Annotated in this window: 12 protein-coding genes and 1 tRNA gene; 8 read left to right on the plus strand and 5 right to left on the minus strand. The window is 66.8% G+C overall.

Annotation, left to right across the window (positions count from 1 at the left end; translation table 11 throughout):
- Positions 1–157: 157 nt before the first annotated feature.
- The 3 genes from WU80_RS26290 to WU80_RS03235 all read right to left on the minus strand — a co-directional run bounded on the left by WU80_RS26290 (position 158) and on the right by WU80_RS03235 (position 3,121).
- Positions 158–580 (minus strand): hypothetical protein, encoded by a 423-nt coding sequence (locus tag WU80_RS26290; protein WP_231633730.1) that lies wholly within the window; start codon positions 578–580, stop codon positions 158–160.
- Between the two features lie 133 nt (positions 581–713).
- Positions 714–1,193, minus strand: a complete 480-nt coding sequence (locus tag WU80_RS03230; RefSeq protein ID WP_055404563.1) for a hypothetical protein — start codon at positions 1,191–1,193, stop codon at positions 714–716.
- The gene (locus tag WU80_RS03235; RefSeq protein WP_055404562.1) at positions 1,190–3,121 is read right to left on the minus strand and encodes a TNT domain-containing protein; all 1,932 of its coding nucleotides are present in this window, start codon (positions 3,119–3,121) and stop codon (positions 1,190–1,192) included. The genes WU80_RS03230 and WU80_RS03235 overlap by 4 nt, the downstream gene beginning before the upstream one ends.
- 125 nt (positions 3,122–3,246) lie before the next feature.
- Here WU80_RS03235 and WU80_RS03240 point away from each other — a divergent pair, with 125 nt between their 5' ends.
- Complete coding sequence (locus WU80_RS03240; RefSeq protein ID WP_055404561.1) at positions 3,247–3,486, plus strand: hypothetical protein; 240 nt, start codon at positions 3,247–3,249, stop codon at positions 3,484–3,486.
- A 77-nt stretch (positions 3,487–3,563) separates the two neighbouring features.
- Here WU80_RS03240 and WU80_RS03245 read toward each other — a convergent pair.
- Positions 3,564–3,646 (minus strand) — tRNA-Leu (locus tag WU80_RS03245).
- 229 nt (positions 3,647–3,875) lie between these two features.
- Here WU80_RS03245 and WU80_RS03250 point away from each other — a divergent pair.
- The 7 genes from WU80_RS03250 to pknB all read left to right on the plus strand — a co-directional run bounded on the left by WU80_RS03250 (position 3,876) and on the right by pknB (position 13,709).
- Positions 3,876–5,522: a DUF3662 and FHA domain-containing protein gene (locus WU80_RS03250; RefSeq protein WP_055404560.1), complete on the plus strand. Its 1,647-nt coding sequence runs from the start codon at positions 3,876–3,878 to the stop codon at positions 5,520–5,522.
- Positions 5,523–5,656: 134 nt separating this feature from the next.
- Positions 5,657–6,124 (plus strand): FHA domain-containing protein, encoded by a 468-nt coding sequence (locus tag WU80_RS03255; RefSeq protein WP_046183038.1) that lies wholly within the window; start codon positions 5,657–5,659, stop codon positions 6,122–6,124.
- Positions 6,121–7,638, plus strand: coding sequence for a PP2C family serine/threonine-protein phosphatase (locus tag WU80_RS03260; protein WP_055404559.1), 1,518 nt, complete (start codon positions 6,121–6,123; stop codon positions 7,636–7,638). The genes WU80_RS03255 and WU80_RS03260 overlap by 4 nt, the downstream gene beginning before the upstream one ends.
- Positions 7,635–9,044 (plus strand): FtsW/RodA/SpoVE family cell cycle protein, encoded by a 1,410-nt coding sequence (locus tag WU80_RS03265; protein WP_055404558.1) that lies wholly within the window; start codon positions 7,635–7,637, stop codon positions 9,042–9,044. The genes WU80_RS03260 and WU80_RS03265 overlap by 4 nt, the downstream gene beginning before the upstream one ends.
- Positions 9,041–10,519, plus strand: a complete 1,479-nt coding sequence (gene pbpA / locus WU80_RS03270) for a D,D-transpeptidase PbpA (protein ID WP_055404557.1) — start codon at positions 9,041–9,043, stop codon at positions 10,517–10,519. Before WU80_RS03265 ends, pbpA begins: the two co-directional genes overlap by 4 nt.
- The gene (locus WU80_RS03275) at positions 10,516–11,838 is read left to right on the plus strand and encodes a serine/threonine-protein kinase (protein WP_055404556.1); all 1,323 of its coding nucleotides are present in this window, start codon (positions 10,516–10,518) and stop codon (positions 11,836–11,838) included. Before pbpA ends, WU80_RS03275 begins: the two co-directional genes overlap by 4 nt.
- Positions 11,835–13,709 carry a Stk1 family PASTA domain-containing Ser/Thr kinase gene (pknB, locus tag WU80_RS03280; protein WP_055404555.1) on the plus strand — a complete coding sequence of 625 codons (1,875 nt, stop codon included), beginning with the start codon at positions 11,835–11,837 and terminating at the stop codon, positions 13,707–13,709. Before WU80_RS03275 ends, pknB begins: the two co-directional genes overlap by 4 nt.
- Here pknB and WU80_RS03285 read toward each other — a convergent pair.
- Complete coding sequence (locus WU80_RS03285; protein ID WP_055404554.1) at positions 13,687–14,373, minus strand: aminodeoxychorismate/anthranilate synthase component II; 687 nt, start codon at positions 14,371–14,373, stop codon at positions 13,687–13,689. The genes pknB and WU80_RS03285 overlap by 23 nt on opposite strands.
- Positions 14,374–14,383 lie beyond the last annotated feature (10 nt).

The raw sequence follows: 14,383 nt of genomic DNA on the forward strand, positions 1-14,383 counted from the left end.
GATGTGTATAAGAGACAGTCGCCACGGTGCTCAAAAAGCACCCGGAGTACGACGACATCACCGACGCCGTTACGCCGGATGTTGTGCGGTGGGTGCAGTCGTAGGCAGGTGCATGAAAAGTGGGATGAGGGGCTCCCTACCTGTCTTCACGACACGGCTATAGGCCGCTTGTAACCAGCCGCTCAATTTGGTCGACGGAATTGGCCATGAGATGGCTGAAGATCGTGGCATTAACGACTGATAAAACGGCGCATTCGTTGTTCAGGCATATCTTATAACCTGAATCCGTCTTCGACACTTCCACGTCGGGCGCGTAACCGAGCCGGGCAAGGTCGGCGCCCAAGGGACCTGATGCGAGGTCTGAGCGCGCCGTAGTTGCCCAGTCCCAGATGAGATATTTCTCGGCCATATTGAAGTTCGAGAATCGTGCGGCGCCATTGCGCCGCTGCCCACGGTCATTGACCGTATCCGCAACCCACCAATCTCCCTCCTTGCGGAGATGAACAGAATAGTCGTCGGTGCTGAAAAGGACTGTGCAATCATCGCATTTGGTTGAGACCGTTGGCTTACCGCCGCCCATGCCGGCCGCCCAGCGATACCAGTTAGTCGATAACCTCGAGAAGTCCGCTGTCCGAGCCTTCCTACGAATCCGCACCTGTCGACCTCTCAGCGTGATGATCGCGCGTTCCCGGTGGAGATCTGAACCCCCCGCGCTACTCGACCCCGCTTCTGACCATCTCTTCGACCTCGCTCACCGGTTTCGACATTATGTGGCTGAAAATCGTCGCATACGGCTCCATTAGCACCGCCTTCCCGTCCGGTGATCGCAATTCCGAAAAGCCCTCGGTGATCGGAATGACATGCACATCTGGACTAAAACCAAGAGAATAGAGTTGGCGTCCCAGGCGCGGCGCCCCGATAGCCGCCCGCGCAATCGAGGCCCAGAGCCAAATGACGTACTTCTCAGCCAAGTCGAATGAAGATAACTTCGCGGTGTCGTCGCGACGTTGGCCGCGATCATCGACAGTGTCGACTATCCACCACCCGTCTTCGTGGCGAAGATGTACGGAGAAATCGTCAGAGGTGAAGGCTATCTCGCAATCAACGCAGCTGGACGAGACAGCGATGTTGGACAGCCGCGCGCGATTAGCCCATTCAATCCAGCTCGTGGATAGGCGGGTGTAATCAGTCATTTTTCACGCATATCCTTCAAGAATCCGGACTCTTCTAGAACTTCCACCGGAGCATTTTTTCCGTCTGGGCCGATTACGCGATACTGGATTCCGCCGCCAGGTTGATGAAACCAGGGTGCGACTTGGGATTGCTCGATGTGATAACCCGGCGGCAATGCGGTTGGGTCCTTTACTACGTACTGATAGTAGGGCTTGAGGGCACTTTCTGGTGGAAGCGCCAGTTGTGCAAAGGGTGTCCCGTCGGGGGCGAGGTAGGAGCCACCTGGATTGCCGAAGCGCTCTAGGACAGTACCGGGTTGCAAGTTCGCGTTTGGAATCACTGTGCCCGGGACCGCATAGGGCTTTGTCGCCAGCCCGTCGTCGGGATAAAGCAGACTGCCGTCAGGCTTGGTGAATTCCGGACCCGGTTGAACCGCGTGATACCCGTCGAATAACGGGTGATCAGACGGTAGGTGCGGCGGTGTATCGAGAGAGCTCGGTGGCGGCCCGTCCGGGCCCACCGGTACATGCGGTCCGGCATCGGGCGGAAGCTCACTGCCACCCCCGCCCGGGTGCGGCGCGTGCTCGACGACGGGCGCAGGACCGGGGTGGGTGGTCCCCGGAACGGGTTCGCCGCTGATGTCGGGAATCGGACGGCCAGGGGGAGGCAGATGCGCTTCGGCGATTGCCGCACGTATCTCGGCCCCGCTCATTGCGCGGGCTAGGACATTGTCGCCGGTCAAGCCCGTCAGCGCTTCGCGGCTGAAGAGCGTCTTCAAGCCTTGCCAAGCGACCTCGCCACCGGCTTTGAGTTCGGGACCGCCGACCGCCAAAGTGATGGCGCTCCACAGCGGTTCGGGGGTGGCTTCCACCTTCCCGGGATCAAGCGTGCGCATGCCGGTCAACTTGCCGCCGCTGAAGCTGTATGAGGTGCCCATGGCCTGGTCGAAGAATTCGCCCGCGCCGTCCTTGAGCTGCCCATAGACCTGTACGGGCTGCCCGTCGACGGTGTGGGTGAACATGAAACGGCCGTCGGGAGTGATCGTGACCGATGCCGGGTCGACGTCCTTGTAGTCGGGGATCTTGCCCAGGTCGTCGAGAGCATGCGCCAGGTCCGCTTTCAGCTTGGGCAGCTTCGCGCTGGCGGCCTCGCCTTCCGGCGACCCAGGACCGTGGGTATATAGGTCGGCCATCGCCTTGTTCAGGGCATCCTGCGCGGCGCGCACCTTGCCCATTTGATCCACCACCGCTTGGTCGGTGATGCGGCGCAGGTCGGCGAGCGCTTGCAACTGGGCCTCAGTGGGCTTGGGTGAACCGTCGGCGTCGAAATCGTGCAGGCGAGCGGGATCGTATCCCTCGGTTCGTAGGTTGCCCAGCGAATTGCGTAAGCCATCGGCGTAGCCGTTACGTATCGAGTTGAGTTGTCCCAGAGTCGCTTTGGTGTCATCGATGGCATCCCTCTCGCAATTGTGGATCAGGACATCGAGGGTGTGCTTGTCCTCCGCGCTGAGGTTGCCGGATTGCTCCATCGCGACGGCCTGACCGATCAGGTCGTCGAGTGTTTGCAGCTGATTCTCGAGCGTTACGATCTGCCCCGCCGCGGCCTTCTGCGCCTCGGCCAAGGAAGCGGCGATGTTTTCCAAGTCGACGCCGATCTTGGGCAGCTGCCAGGACTGGTCGCCGAGCGACTGGGTCACCCGTAGCACATCGAGGGAGTCGTTGATCGGATTGCCGCCACCGCCCTGGCGGTTCCACGCAGCGTCGAAGCGGTTGCGGGCTTGCTCAAAGGCGTGCTGGGCCTCGGAAGTGCATCGCCCCGCTCGGTGGAAGGCTTCTGCCAGAGAGGAGATCTCCCAGGGCCTGCCGGCTTGCAAGCTCTTGTTGATGGCCCACGGATCACCACCGGCCTCGGCAATCAGGGCCGCAACGCTTATGTAGCGCAACTGCATCGCATCACCCGCAGCTGCGCAGCGCCAAGCGCAGTGACCACCATTGCCACCCCTCCTGAGCTGGCAATTACGCTACTGGTGCGGTTGCCGACGTCAATTCACCCAAGCCCGAGGAGCCCAGACCCATGGCCGTGCTAGTGCTGGTCCTCAAGGTGGTGCTGATTGCCCTAATCGTTGGCGGCACCGTCGCTCTGGTTGTCCGCGCGGTCCGGCGCTCACGGACGAACCGATCGGATCCGCGTTGGAAGCCGCATGGCCCCCAACCGGGTTACGAGGCCTCTGCACGCGGCGTGATGCCGAATACCCCGCTGCCGGAGTGGGCCGACTGGGATGAGGAGGGCGAGGAGGACGGCCGGGTGCGCTGAGTCCCCGGTACAACGCCCGAACAACACGAAGGTCGCGAACTTCTCGAGTCCGCGACCTCAGCGCCGATATTCAAATGTGGGCGAAGGGGGACTTGAACCCCCACGTCCCGAAGGACACTGGCACCTGAAGCCAGCGCGTCTGCCATTCCGCCACTCGCCCGGAAAAACAACCGATGGACCATACCACTCTAATGGCCGCGTTCCCCAACTGCCTGGTCGGGATTGACGGCGTCCGGCGCTGGCAGACAACGGCTCTGAGCAGTGCGGACGCAAACTCTCAGAGTTTCGACGGTGCCGCGGCGTCCCGCCATCCCGATACCATGCTGGAGTGAAAGCCGTTTGCCGCGCGCCGACGACATGCTGCGGCAAGTGCGGGCGGGCGCCCGGGCATGAGTAGCCAACGGGGGCTGGCGGCGCGGATCGAGCGGAAGCTCGAGGCCACCGTCGACAACGCGTTCGCCCGGGTCTTCGGCGGGTCGATCGTTCCGCAGGAGGTCGAAGCCCTCCTGCGCCGCGAGGCCCGCGACGGCGTCGAGACGCTGCACGGCAATCGCCTTTTGGCCCCCAACGAATACATCATTACCCTCGGTAGGCACGACTTCGAGAAGGTGGGCGCCGACCCTGATCTCACGTCGGGCGCTTTCGCTAGGTACTTGGCCGACTACATCCAGGAACAGGGGTGGCAAACGTATGGTGAGGTGGTCGTCCGGTTCGAGCAGTCGTCGAACCTGCGTACCGGCCAGTACCGCGCCCGTGGTGCTGTCAACCCCGATGTGCAGCCCCGCCCGATGGTCAACGATCCCGTCCGGCCACAATCAAATAGTGCGTTCGGCGCAGAACGAGGAGTAGCACCAATGACTGACGATTCGAGCTACCGCGGGGCTCAGGGGCCGGGTCGGCCCAGCGATGAGTACTACGACGACCGCTACCCGCGGCCGCAAGAAGGCGGCGCGGAACCGCAGGGGGGCCCTGACCCGCGCGGCGGGTACCCGCCCGAGCAGAGCGGTTATCCGCCGCAGCAGGGCTACCCGCCGCCCCGCCACCCAGAGCAGGGCGGCTACCCGGAGCAAGGCGGCTACCAGGCCCCCGGCGGCTACCCCGAGCAGCGCGGCTACCAGGCTCCCGGCGGCTACCCCGAGCAGCGCGGGTACCAGGGGCCGGGCGGCTACCCCGAGCAGGGCCAGGGCGGCTACCAGCCGCAGTATGAGCAGCGTCCCCCCGCCCCCGGTGGCTACGGCGGCCAAGGCTACGACCAGGGCTACCGGCAGGGCGGCGGCTACGGGCCGCCCGGCGGCGGTCAACCGGCTGGCGGCCAGCCCGGCGGCGGCCAGCAGGGCTACGGCGGCTACGGCGAGTACGGCCGCGGACCGGCCCGCCCCGACGAGGGCGGCTACGCTCCGCCGGAGCAACGCCCGGCCTACCCCGAGCAGGGCGGCGGGTATGAGCAGGGTGGCGGCTACGAACAAGGCGGTGGCTACGACCAGGGCTACCAGCAGGGCGGCGGCTACGGCCGGCAGGAGTACGGCGGGGATTACACGCAGTACTCCGAGAACGTCCCGGCCGGCGGATACCAGGGTCAGGCCGGCGGCTACCCCGAGACCGCTCACCGCGACTACGACTACGGCCAGCAGGCCGAGTATGCGCAGCCGAGCGAGTACGGCCAGCCCGCCGACTACGGCCAGCCCGCCGACTACGGCCAGCCGGCCGGGGGCTACGGCGCCTACGGCGGCGGTGGCTACGGCGCGGCCGGAACCGCCGTCACCCTCCAGCTCGACGACGGCAGCGGGCGCACCTATCAGCTGCGCGAGGGCTCCAACATCGTGGGCCGCGGACAAGACGCCCAGTTCCGGTTGCCGGACACCGGTGTCTCACGACGGCACCTCGAGATCCGCTGGGACGGGCAGGTGGCGCTCCTCTCGGACCTGAACTCGACCAACGGCACCACCGTCAACAACGCACCGGTGCAGGAGTGGCAGCTGGCGGACGGCGACGTGATCCGTCTGGGCCACTCGGAGATCATCGTCCGGATCCACTAACCGCGGGGCTCAACGCTGCCGTGCTTCGCCCCGCGTCGACCGCCGTCCAAGTATCGTGACGTTGCCGATGTGCTCGGGGTCACGGGCGCAGGGGGGACGCCGGGATTCCGGGGCCAGGACGGAAAGGACGCCAGATGCAGGGACTCGTACTGCAGCTGACGCGTGCCGGTTTTTTAATGTTGTTGTGGGTATTCATCTGGTCCGTGTTGCGGATCTTGCGGACCGATATCTATGCGCCCACCGGCGCCGTCATGGTGCGTCGCGGCCTGGCGTTGCGCAGCACGCTGCTGCCTTCACGGCAACGCCGGCATGCCGCGCGCTACCTCGTGGTGACCGAGGGGGCATTGGCCGGGGCCCGCATCACGCTCAGCGGGCAGCCGGTGCTGATCGGCCGGGCTGACGATTCGACGCTCGTGCTCACCGACGATTACGCCTCGACGCGGCACGCCAGGCTGTCTCAGCGCGGTTCGGAATGGTACGTCGAGGATCTAGGATCGACCAACGGCACTTACCTTGACAGGGCAAAGGTGACGACTGCGGTACGAGTTCCGATAGGGACGCCGATTCGGATCGGCAAAACGGCGATCGAGTTGCGCCCGTGACGCTGGTCCTGCGGTATGCCGCGCGCAGCGATCGCGGCTTGGTACGCGCCAATAACGAAGACTCCGTGTACGCCGGTGCGCGACTGCTCGCCCTGGCCGACGGCATGGGTGGTCACGCCGCCGGTGAAGTGGCCTCCCAGTTGGTGATCGCCGCACTGGCCCATCTCGACGACGACGAACCCGGCGGCGACCTGCTGGCCAAGCTCGACGCGGCGGTGCGCTCCGGCAATGCGGCCATCGCGGCGCAGGTGGAGGCGGAGCCCGAACTCGAGGGCATGGGCACCACGCTCACTGCAATCCTGTTCGCGGGCGACCGAATTGGCTTGGTGCACATCGGCGATTCACGCGGTTACCTGCTGCGCGACGGCGAGCTGACGCAGATCACCAAGGACGACACCTTCGTCCAGACCCTGGTCGACGAGGGCCGCATCACCCGCGAAGAGGCACACAGCCACCCGCAGCGGTCGCTGATCATGCGCGCGCTGACCGGCCACGAGGTCGAGCCCACGTTGACCATGCGCGAGGCGCGGGCCGGCGACCGCTACCTGCTCTGCTCCGACGGTCTCAGCGACCCGGTCAGCGACGAAACCATCCTCGAGGCACTGCAGATCCCCGACGTGGCCGAAGCCGCCTACCGCCTCATCGAATTGGCGCTGCGCGGCGGCGGACCGGACAACGTGACCGTGGTGGTCGCCGATGTCGTCGACTACGACTACGGCCAGACCCAGCCGATCCTCGCCGGCGCGGTGTCGGGCGACGACGATCAAATGACGTTGCCCAACACCTCGGCGGGCCGTGCATCGGCGATCCGGCCCCGCGATGAGACGGCCAAACGTGTTGCGCCGCAACCGGAAACACCCACTCGTCCACGGTGGCCCCGGCGGCGGATGTTTTTCGTCGTGACGCTGGCGGTGTTGTTCGTCCTCTCCGGATTGGCCATCGGGTGGTGGGTCATCCAGCGCAACTATTACGTCGCCGAATTCGACGGCAAGGTGTCGATCGTCCGCGGAATCCAGGGGTCCTTGTTGGGCATACCCCTGCAGCAGCCCTATCTGGTGGGCTGCCTGAGCGCCCGCAACGAACTGTCCCTGATCAGTTACGGCCAATCCGGCCACTCGAACTGTCAAGCGATGACGCTGCGGGATCTGCGCCGTCCCGGGCAGGTGCAGGTCGAAACCGGGCTGCCCGGAGGCAGCCTCGACCAGGCCGAGTCACAACTGCGGCAATTGCTGACCGAATACCTGCTGCCCACCTGTCCGCCACCGCGTGCCACGTCGCCGCCGGGTTCCCCGACACCCGGGAACCCCACTCCCGAACCGAGTGTCGCGACGTCGTCAGCACCCACCACGCCACAAACCACCGCTACCTCCGGGCCCAGCGCCCCAGCCCCGACCAGCGCCACGGGCGGCCCCGCGACCTCGTCGCCGGCGGGCCCCACCACCACTTCGCAGACGGTCACAGCGCTTCCAGCGCCTCCACCTCAACCGGGCGTTGACTGCCGGACGGTGGCATGACGACCCAACTGCAGCCGCCCGTCGCGGTCACGCCCCCGCTGCCCACCCGCCGCAACGCCGAGCTGCTGCTGCTGTGCTTCGCCGCAGCGATCACCGTGGCCGCGTTGCTGATCGTCGAGGCCAACCAGGACCGCGAATTTCGTTGGAATGCAATTAGTTACGGCCTGGTTTTCTTGCTCGTGTTCGGGTCGGCGCACATGGCCATCAGGCGGTTCGCCCCCTACACCGACCCGCTGCTGCTACCAATCGTGGCGCTGCTCAACGGACTCGGCCTGGTGATGATCCATCGACTCGACCTGGTCAGCAGCCAGCTCAGCGGCCGCCATCACTCCAGCGCCACCCAGCAGATGATGTGGACCCTGGTCGGCGTCGTCACGTTCGCCCTCGTCGTCACGTTTCTCAAAGACCACCGGCAGCTGGCGCGGTACGGCTACATCTGCGGCATCGCGGGCTTGGTGCTGTTGATCATTCCCGCCTTGCTGCCGGCGTCGATGTCCGAACAGAACGGCGCGAAAATCTGGATTCGCGTGTCCGGCTTCTCGTTTCAGCCCGCCGAGTTCTCCAAGATCCTGCTGCTGATCTTCTTCTCCGCCGTGCTGATCGCCAAGCGCGGACTGTTCAACAGCGTCGGCAAGCACTTCATGGGGCTGACCCTGCCGCGCCCGCGCGACCTCGCGCCCCTGCTGGCCGCCTGGGTGATCTCGGTCGGGGTGATGGCCTTCGAAAAGGACCTCGGCACCTCGCTGCTGCTGTACGCGTCGTTCTTGGTGGTGGTTTACCTTGCGACGCAACGGTTCAGCTGGGTGATGATCGGCCTGGTGTTGTTCGCGGTGGGCAGCGTCATCGCGTATTTCGTCTTCGCTCACGTCCGGGTCCGGGTGCAGATGTGGTGGGACCCGTTTTCCGACCCCGACGGCAGCGGTTATCAGATCGTGCAATCGCTGTTCAGTTTCGCCACCGGCGGCATCTTCGGCACCGGACTGGGCAACGGCCAACCCGACACCGTGCCGGCCGCGTCAACCGACTTCATCATCGCGGCGTTCGGTGAGGAGCTGGGGCTCGTCGGCCTCGCCAGCATTCTGATGCTCTACACCATCGTCATCGTCCGCGGCATGCGCACCGCGATCGCGACCCGGGACAGCTTCGGCAAGTTGCTGGCCGCGGGGCTGGCCTCCACGTTGGCCATCCAGCTGTTCATCGTGGTCGGCGGTGTCACGCAGCTGATTCCGCTGACCGGGCTCACCACGCCGTGGATGTCCTACGGCGGATCGTCGCTGCTGGCGAACTACATTCTGCTGGCCATCCTCGCCCGCATCTCCAACAGCGCCCGGCATCCCTTACGCGGGCGCGAGCGCACCAATTCGCCGATCGCGGCGGCCAAGACCGAGGTAATCGAGAAGGTATGAACACCTCTCTGCGCCGCATCTCGGTCACCGTCATGGCGTTGATCGTGCTGCTGCTGCTCAACGCCACGATGACGCAGGTGTTCGCCGCGGACTCGCTGCGCGCCGACCCGCGAAATCAGCGCGTGCTGCTCGACGAGTATTCGCGCCAGCGCGGCCAGATCATCGCCGGCGGCCAGTTGCTGGCCTACTCCGTGGCCACCGACAGCCGCTTCCGCTTCCTGCGGGTCTACCCGAACCCGGCGGTGTACGCGCCGGTCACCGGTTTCTACTCGCTGCGCTATTCCAGCACCGGTCTGGAGCGCGCCGAGGACCCGCTGCTGAACGGATCCGACGAGCGGTTGTTCGGCCGCCGTCTGGCTGACTTCTTCACCGGCCGCGACCCGCGCGGCGGCAACGTCGACACCACCATCCGGCCGCGGGTGCAGCAGGCCGGGTGGGACGCCATGCAGCAGGGCTGCGGCGGCACACCGTGTAAGGGCGCGATCGTGGCCCTCGAGCCGTCCACCGGCAAGATCCTGGCGATGGTGTCGTCGCCGTCCTATGACCCCAACCTGCTGGCGTCGCACGACCCCGAAGTGCAGGCGCAGGCATGGCAGCGGTTACGTGACGACCCCGACAATCCGCTGACCAACCGCGCCATCTCCGAGACCTACCCGCCCGGTTCCACGTTCAAGGTGATCACCACCGCCGCGGCGCTGCAGGCCGGTGCGACCGACGCCGAGCAGCTGACCGCGGCGGCCTCAATTCCGTTGCCCGACAGCACCGCAACGCTGGAGAACTACGGCGGCCAGCCGTGCGGCAGCGAGCCCACGGTGACGCTCAAGCAGGCGTTCGCCCTGTCGTGCAACACCGCGTTCGTCCAGCTCGGCATGCACACCGGCTCGGACGCGTTGCGCAGCACGGCGCAGTCCTTCGGCCTGGACACCACCCCGAGCGTCATCCCGCTGCAGGTCGCCGAATCCACCGTCGGGATCATCCCGGACGCAGCCGCGCTTGGCATGACCAGCATCGGCCAAAAGGACGTGGCCCTGACGCCGTTGGAGAACGCCCAGATCGCCGCGACCATCGCCAACGGCGGCGTCACGATGCAGCCCTACCTGATCGACAGCCTCAAGGGACCCGACCTGGCCAACATCAGCACCACCGCTCCCTATCAGCAGCGCCGCGCGGTGTCACCCCAGGTCGCCGCTAAGCTGACAGAGCTGATGGTCGGCGCCGAGAAGGTCGCACAGCAGAAAGGGGCCATTCCCGGCGTGCAGATCGCATCCAAGACTGGTACGGCAGAGCATGGCTCCGATCCGCGCAACACGCCGCCGCACGCGTGGTACATCGCCTTCGCGCCCGCGCAGACGCCCAGAGTCGCCGTGGCAGTGTTGGTGGAGAATGGCGGCGACCGCCTGTCCGCGACGGGAGGTGCACTCGCCGCGCCCATCGGACGGGCTGTGATCCAAGCCGCGCTACAGGGAGGACCATGAGCCCGCGAGTTGGTGTGACGCTGTCTGGCAGATACCGCCTGCAGCGCCTGATCGCCACCGGCGGCATGGGCCAGGTGTGGGAGGCGGTGGACAGCCGGCTGGGCCGGCGCGTCGCGGTCAAGGTGCTCAAACAGGAGTTCTCCCAGGACCCGGAGTTCATCGAGCGGTTCCGCGCCGAGGCGCGCACCACCGCGATGCTCAACCACCCCGGCATCGCCCAGGTCCACGACTACGGCGAAAGCCAGCTGGACGGGGAGGGCCGCACCGCCTACCTGGTGATGGAACTGGTCAACGGTGAGCCGCTGAACTCGGTGCTCAAGCGCACGGGTCGGCTGTCGCTGCGACACGCGCTCGACATGCTCGAGCAGACCGGCCGGGCCCTGCAAATCGCCCACGCCGCCGGTTTGGTACACCGCGACGTCAAGCCGGGAAACATTCTGATCACGCCGACCGGCCAGGTGAAGATCACCGACTTCGGCATCGCTAAGGCCGTCGACGCCGCGCCGGTAACCCAGACCGGCATGGTGATGGGCACCGCCCAGTACATCGCCCCCGAACAGGCCCTGGGACACGACGCCACCCCCGCCAGCGACGTCTACTCGCTGGGCGTCGTCGGCTACGAAGTGGTCTCGGGCAAGCGGCCGTTCGCCGGTGACGGGGCCCTGACGGTGGCGATGAAGCACATCAAGGAGCCGCCGCCGCCGCTGCCCGCGGAGCTGCCGCCCAACGTCCGCGAGCTCATCGAGATCACGCTCGTCAAGAACCCCGCGATGCGGTACCGCAGCGGCGGGCCCTTCGCCGACGCCGTTGCGGCGGTGCGGGCCGGCCGGCGCCCGCCGCGGCCCAGCCAGTCGCCGCCCCCCGGGCGGGCCTCACCGGCGGCCATTCCGTCCAGCCCGACGACCAGGGCGGCCGCCGTCTCCGGCACCCGGGCCGCGGCGCCGCGCCGATCCCGGCCCGCCACCGGGGGACATCGCCCACCCCCGGCCCGGCGCACCTTCTCGTCGGGTCAGCGCGCGTTGTTGTGGGCCGCCGGAGTGCTGGGGGCCCTGGCGATCATCATCGCGGTGCTCATCGTCATAAATTCCCGCGGGGATAACCCGCAGCAGCCGCCGCCCCCGACGGTCACCGACACCGGAAGCCCGCCGGCGCCGCCGGCGAGCAACACCCCAACCGGTTACGCACCCGGGCTGCGGCTTAATTGGACGGATCGACCGACGATAGGTAATTCTGGACTGCAGCGAGGGCCGGCCGGGCGCGGGTGGGGCGAACCACCGACGTCCGGCGCGTCACCGGCCCGACACGAGATACCACGATGACCACCCCTCAACACCTTTCTGACCGCTATGAACTGGGCGAAATCCTCGGCTTCGGGGGCATGTCCGAGGTTCACCTGGCCCGCGACGTCCGCTTGCACCGCGACGTCGCGGTGAAGGTGCTGCGCGCCGACCTGGCTCGCGACCCCAGCTTCTATCTGCGGTTCCGCCGCGAGGCGCAGAACGCCGCCGCGCTCAATCACCCCTCCATCGTCGCGGTGTACGACACCGGTGAGGCTGAGACACCGACGGGACCGCTGCCGTACATCGTCATGGAGTACGTCGACGGCGTCACGCTGCGCGACATCGTGCACACCGACGGGCCGCTGCCGCCGCGGCGGGCCATCGAGATCATCGCCGACGCGTGTCAGGCCCTGAACTTCAGTCATCAGAACGGCATCATCCACCGCGATGTCAAGCCGGCGAACATCATGATCAGCAGCACCAATGCGGTCAAAGTGATGGACTTCGGCATCGCGCGCGCGATCGCCGACAGCGGCAACAGCGTCACCCAGACCGCGGCCGTGATCGGCACGGCCCAGTACTTGTCTCCCGAGCAGGCCCGCGGCGACACCGTCGACGCCCGGTCGGACGTCTACTCGCTCGGTTGCGTGCTCTACGAAATCCTCACGGGCGAACCGCCTTTCACCGGAGACTCGCCCGTCGCCGTCGCCTACCAGCATGTGCGCGAGGACCCCATTCCGCCGTCCCAGCGCCATGAAGGCATCTCCGCCGACCTCGACGCCGTCGTGCTCAAGGCGCTGGCCAAAAACCCGGACAATCGCTACCAGACCGCGGCCGAAATGCGCGCCGATCTGGTGCGGGTGCACAACGGCGAACCGCCCGAGGCGCCCAAAGTGCTCACCGACGCCGACCGTAGCGGGATGCTCGCCGCCCCGGGAAACCAGCCCGGGCCGCGCACCGATCCGCTGCCCCGCCAACCCCTGCGCCACATCGACGACCGCGAGGGCGGGTCGGTCGGCCGCTGGATCGTGGCCGTCGCCGCGCTGGCGGTGCTGACGATCGTCGTGGTCATCGCCTTCAACACCTTCGGCGGCACCACCCGCGACGTCCAGGTGCCCGACATGCGGGGCCAGGTGTCCGCGGATGCCATTGCGACGCTGCAGAATCGGGGCTTCAAGACGCGCACCCTGCAGAAGCCCGATTCCACGATCCCGCCCGATCACGTCATCAACACCGACCCCGGCGCCAACGCCTCGGTTAGCGCGGGCGACGAGATCACGATCAACGTCTCGACCGGTCCCGAACAGCGCGAGGTGCCCGACGTCTCGTCACTGAGCTACTCCGACGCGGTGAGCAAGCTCAAGGCGGCCGGGTTCAGCAAGTTCAAGCAGACGAACTCGCCGTCCAGCCCGGAGCTGCTGGGCAAGGTGATCGGCACCAACCCGCCGGCCAACCAGACCTCCGCGATCACGAACGTCATCGCGGTCATCGTCGGCTCGGGCCCGGAGACCAAGCAGGTGCCCGACGTCGGGGGTCAGACCGTCGACGTCGCGCAGAAGAACTTGACCGTGTACGGGTTCACCAAGATCACCCAGGCGCAGGTGGACAGCACCCGGCCGGCCGGTGAGGTGATCGGCACCAATCCGCCCAAGGGCCAAACGGTTCCGGTGGACTCGGTGATCGAGTTGCAGGTGTCCAAGGGCAACCAGTTCGTGATGCCCGACCTGAGCGGCATGTTCTGGACGGACGCCGAGCCGCGGCTACGGGCGCTGGGCTGGACCGGGGTGCTCGACAAGGGCCCCGACGTGGACGCGGGTGGCTCCCAGTCCCACAAAGTGGTCTATCAGAACCCGCCCGCCGGCACCGGCTGCAACCGCGACGGGGTCATCACGCTGAAGTTCGGCCAGTAGCTTCCGGTTCGGCCGGGACGTACGGCTGCACCGCCGCGCGCACCTCGTTCTCGAGCCGGCGGACCATCGTGTCGTCGCGGGTCCAGCCGCAGTAGGTCAGCCAGTTCGCCAGCATCCGATGCCCGCCCTCGGTCAGGATGGACTCCGGGTGGAACTGCACTCCGTGAATCGGCAACTCGGTGTGCTGCACGCCCATGATGACGCCGCCACGGGTGCGGGCCGTCACTTCGAGCACCGGGGGCAGTGACTCCGGCAGGATGGTCAGCGAGTGATACCGGGTCGCCGTGAAGGGGTCTGGAAGCCCTTGCAGCACACCGGTGTTGGTGTGGAAGACGCTGCTGGTCTTGCCGTGCAGCAGCTCGGGGGCGCGGTCGACCGTGGCGCCGAAGGCGACGCCGATGGCCTGGTGCCCCAGGCAAACCCCGAGCAGCGGGGTGCGCTCGGCGGCACACGCGCCCACCAAACCGATCGACGCGCCGGCTCGTTCCGGGGTGCCCGGCCCGGGGCTGAGCAGCACGCCGTCGAACCGCTTGGCGACGGCCGCCTGGTCGGAGAGTCGGGCGTCGTCGTTGCGCCACACCTCGGCCTCGACGCCCAGCTGGCCCAGGTACTGCACCAGGTTGAACACGAAGCTGTCGTAGTTGTCGACGACCAGGATCCGCACCGTGCCAGGT

The organism is Mycobacterium sp. UM_11 (genome assembly GCF_001414075.1).
Taxonomy (GTDB): domain Bacteria; phylum Actinomycetota; class Actinomycetes; order Mycobacteriales; family Mycobacteriaceae; genus Mycobacterium.